The organism is Micromonospora tarensis, assembly GCF_016803395.1.
Classification (GTDB): domain Bacteria; phylum Actinomycetota; class Actinomycetes; order Mycobacteriales; family Micromonosporaceae; genus Micromonospora; species Micromonospora tarensis.
Genome location: NZ_JAEVHL010000387.1, coordinates 1 through 3,774 on the forward strand (window position 1 = coordinate 1; position 3,774 = coordinate 3,774).

5 protein-coding genes are annotated in these 3,774 nt (G+C 73.9%); 3 read left to right on the top strand and 2 right to left on the bottom strand.

Annotation, left to right across the window (positions count from 1 at the left end):
* The 3 genes from JM949_RS34350 to JM949_RS34360 form a co-directional block, all read left to right on the top strand.
* A partial coding sequence (locus JM949_RS34350) for a zinc-binding dehydrogenase (protein WP_203152185.1) occupies positions 1-600 on the top strand: 600 nt, incomplete at its 5' end.
* A complete protein-coding gene (locus JM949_RS34355; RefSeq protein ID WP_203152186.1) occupies positions 597-1,619 on the top strand; it encodes an alpha/beta hydrolase family protein in 1,023 nt (340 codons plus the stop codon). The genes JM949_RS34350 and JM949_RS34355, both read left to right, overlap by 4 nt.
* Positions 1,616-2,362, top strand: coding sequence for an SDR family NAD(P)-dependent oxidoreductase (locus JM949_RS34360; protein WP_203152188.1), 747 nt, complete (start codon positions 1,616-1,618; stop codon positions 2,360-2,362). Before JM949_RS34355 ends, JM949_RS34360 begins: the two co-directional genes overlap by 4 nt.
* A 74-nt stretch (positions 2,363-2,436) precedes the next feature.
* Here JM949_RS34360 and JM949_RS34365 read toward each other — a convergent pair whose 3' ends face one another.
* Positions 2,437-3,108, bottom strand: a complete 672-nt coding sequence (locus JM949_RS34365) for a hypothetical protein (protein WP_203152190.1) — start codon at positions 3,106-3,108, stop codon at positions 2,437-2,439.
* Between the two features lie 272 nt (positions 3,109-3,380).
* Positions 3,381-3,774: hypothetical protein (locus JM949_RS34370; protein WP_203152191.1), on the bottom strand; the 394-nt coding region annotated here is incomplete at its 5' end.

Sequence of the window (3,774 nt, forward strand, 5' to 3'; positions counted from 1 at the left end):
GTCGAGGCGGCCGCGCTGCCGCTGGCCGGCCTCACCGCCCTGCGGCTGCTGGGAGCGGTGGGTGCGGTGGTGGGCCGACGGCTGCTGCTGACCGGCGCCTCCGGCGGCGTCGGCCACTACTGCACCGAGCTGGCCGCCGCCGCGGGCGCCGAGGTCACCGCGGTCACGGCCACCCCCGAGCGAGGCCGGCGGCTGCTGGAACTCGGCGCGGCCGCGGTGGTGCACGACGTGGCCGCCGCAGCCGGCCCGTTCGACGTGGTGCTGGAGTCCACCGGCGGCCCGGCACTACCGGCGGCGCTGGCCAAACTGGTGCCGGGCGGCCTGCTCGTCTGGTTCGGTCAGGCTAGCCGTACCCCGGTCACGCTGGACTTCTTCGACCTGCTTTCCGGTCCGGAACGGGCCACCATCCAGCACTTCCACTACGCCGCAGCGCCGTACGGCCCCGACCTGGCCACGCTGGTGCGGCTCGTCGCCGCGGGGCGGCTGCACCCGGAGATCGGCCGCGTCACGGACTGGGCGGACACCGCGAGCACGCTGGTCGACCTGCGCGAGCGCCGGATCCGGGGCCGGGCCGTGCTGACCGTGGGAGGAGCCCGATGAACGTCGCCGACTTCGCCGCCTTCAACTTCAGCCGGGCCACCGGCGCCGGGCTGGACCCGCACGAGTACCTGCGCCGCACCGCCGCTCTGCGCGAGCCGGCGACTGGCCGGCGGCGTTCCGGCGGGCCGGCGAGGAGTACCTGGACCGGGCCGCGGCGACGCACCGCGCCGGTCACCTCGGGCGAGTACCACCAGCTCGCGGCCCGGTGGTTCACGCCGCCGCCCTGCTGCCGCAGCCCGGCGGGGCCGGGCAGGCGGAGGCCGAGGCCCGCGCCGACCAGGCGATGGGCCGCGCGCTCGCGCCTGCTGGAGCCCGACGCCAGGCGGATCACCGGCCCGGACTTCGCCGGATGGCTCCGCGACCCGGCCGACCCGGCCGACCCGGCCATGACCGTCGTCATCATCCCCGGCCTGGACTCGAGCAAGGAGGAGTTCCACGCCGTCGCCGCAGCCCTGCTGCGTCGGGGCGCCGCTGTGTTCGCGATGGACGGCCCCGGCCAGGGCGTCCTGGCGGCCACAACCCGGGTCCGGTCCGACTACCACCAGGTGATGCGCCGGGTGCTAGACCGGCTCGGCGCCGACCGCGTCGGGCTTGTCGGGCTCAGCCTCGGCGGCTACCACGCGGCCGAGACCGCGGCGCACGAGCCACGCGTCGCCGCCACCGTCACCGTCAGCGGACCGTTCCGGCTGGACTGGGCCGCGATGCCACCGTTCTTCCACGACCTGCTCACCCAGCGCGCCGGCGGCACCGACGCGGCCCGCCGCTTCGCCGACCAGCTCGACCTCACCGGCCTCGCCGCGCGCATCACGACGCCGCTGCTGGTGGTGGATGGCGGGCAGGACGTCATCCCGGGCGTGACAAACGGCGAGTCCCTGGCCCGGCTGGCGACCCGGGGCGAGTACCGGTGCATCGAGCACGCCGACCACCTCCTCGGCAACGCCCAGCCCGATTGGCTGCCACCGGCCGCCGACTGGTTGCTCGACCACCTCACGACACCGGCCGGAAGGACATCGGCATGACTCGGTTCGACAACGCCGTCGCCGTGGTAACGGGCGGCACGAGCGGCATGGGACTGGCCACCGCGCGTCGCCTCATCGCCGAAGGCGCCCACGTCACCGTCACCGGCCGCGACCAGCGACGACTCGACGACGCCGTCGCGTCACTCGGTGCCCGGGCCAGCGGCGTCGTGGCGGACGTCGCCGACCTGGCGGCGCTTGACGCACTCGTGACGACCGTCGAGGAGCGGCACGGCCAGCTCGACGTGCTGTTCGCCAACGCCGGCACGGGAACCTTCAAACCGTTCACCGACATCACCGAGGACGACTTCGACCGTGCCGTCGCGGTCAACCTCAAAGGTGTCTTCTTCACCGTCCAACGGTTGCTGCCGTTGTTCCGACCGGGCGGCGCGGTGATCATCAACGCGTCGTGGACGGTGCACCGCGGCAACGGCGTGCTCACCCTGTACTCGGCGACGAAGGCGGCCGCGCACAATCTGGCCCGGACGTTGGCGGCGGAGCTGGGCCCGCGCGGTGTCCGCGTCAACTCCATCAGCCCCGGCTACATCGACACCCCCATGTACCCCGAGTCGGCACTGGACCCGGCGCAGGCCGAAGCGGCCCGAAGCAGGGTCGTGGCGCACCGGTTCGGTCGGCCCGAGGAGGTCGCTGCCGCCGTGGCCTTCCTCGCTTCGGCCGAAGCGTCTTACATCAACGGCCAGGACCTCGTGATCGACGGGGGCCTGGTCGCCACCATCCCCAGTTGACATCCGACCCCTCAGGCTTCAGCGCATGCGTGCAGGCCCGAGCGAGTCCGTCGGCGCCGGACCGCGGGCTCGCGCTACGCGGCCGGCGGGCCGTTCTGCGCCCGGTTGATCAGATCGTGCAGCGGCTTGGTGCCACTGCCGACCATCACACCGGTCACGATGGCGTCGACCCAGACCGCCACCCCGTTCCAGTCGCCACCCGCCACCGCGTGCAGCACGTAGAACCCGCCCGCGCTGGACGCCACAGTGGCCAGGCCGCTCGCGAGACCCCAGGCGACGATCGTGCGGTTCGCCTTGGCCCGCGCCACCCTGGTGCTGGCGACGGCGAGCGCCTCGCGGTCGGCCGCCGTCGGGCCGTCGGCCCGGCCGTCCAACTCGGCCACCGTCCGGGCCAGCGCGGCCTCGGCGGCGCGGCCGGGCAGCCAGCGGGAGAACGGCTCCAGGATCCGCTCGACCGCCGCGGCGAAGACCAGCAGGGTGAGGAAGACCGCGGTGGTGTCCTCCGGCTGGATCTTCGCCGCCGAGAGGCCGCTGCTCCAGATCAGCCAGCTGGCGGCGGCACCGGCGGCGATCAGCCCGAAGCCGGCGACCACCGCACCGGGCCCGGCCTGCCGCGACGACGCGACGACGGTCAACCCCGGCTCTGCGGCGGAGCCGGACGTTGCCGTCCCGGTGGCGGCCTCAACCCCGGCCGTCCTCCCCCATGTCTGCTCCGGCTCGACGCTTGTGGACGTCTGTCCCTGCAATGTCCCGACCAACCTTTCGACCTGCCGTCCCCGAAGGCGTCGACGCCTGAGAACCGCGCGTCGCGGGAACGGAGCGCGCACCGACAGGGCGCGAGAGTACGGCACCGCGACGAACACTGTGGAAGGCCGGGACATCCCCACTTTTCACCTGGACTAGATCGACTCGGTTTCCTTGAAGTCGGGGTGTCCTGGTCGGCGGGACGGCCCGACTTCAAGACGAGTCGATCATGCAGAGGGGTCCGGGCCAGGGCGGACAGGCGGGGACGCCGGGCTCAGCGCAGGCCGCGGACCAGCAGCAGGTAGGCGCAGTAGGCCATCGGCACCAGCAGGAAGCAGATCAGGAACCCCAGCGGCAGGTAGCGCGGTGGGGTGCCGGCGACGATCGCGGGCCGCCCCCACCGGCCCAGCACCAGGTAGCCGGCGAAGAACGCCACCGCCGGCAACCCCGCACAGATCCATGCGCCGAGGGTGAACCCGTCCACCAGACCGACACCGGAGGCGACGACCAGGATCAGCATCAGCACCCCGGCGGCGGCCCCACTCGCGGCGTAGACGGCGACCGCCCGGGCCAGCGGCGACCAGGTCGGCAGCAGCGCCGGCCGCTGGGCCAGCAGCTCCGCCTGGTGCCCGTGCCGGTCGGCCTCGTCGGCCATCCGCCGGGCCAGC

Coding starts and splice junctions, on each gene's coding strand:
- JM949_RS34355 (WP_203152186.1), top strand. CDS start 597: ATGAACGTCGCCGACTTCGCCGCCTTCAACTTCAGCCGGGCCACCGGC.
- JM949_RS34360 (WP_203152188.1), top strand. CDS start 1,616: ATGACTCGGTTCGACAACGCCGTCGCCGTGGTAACGGGCGGCACGAGC.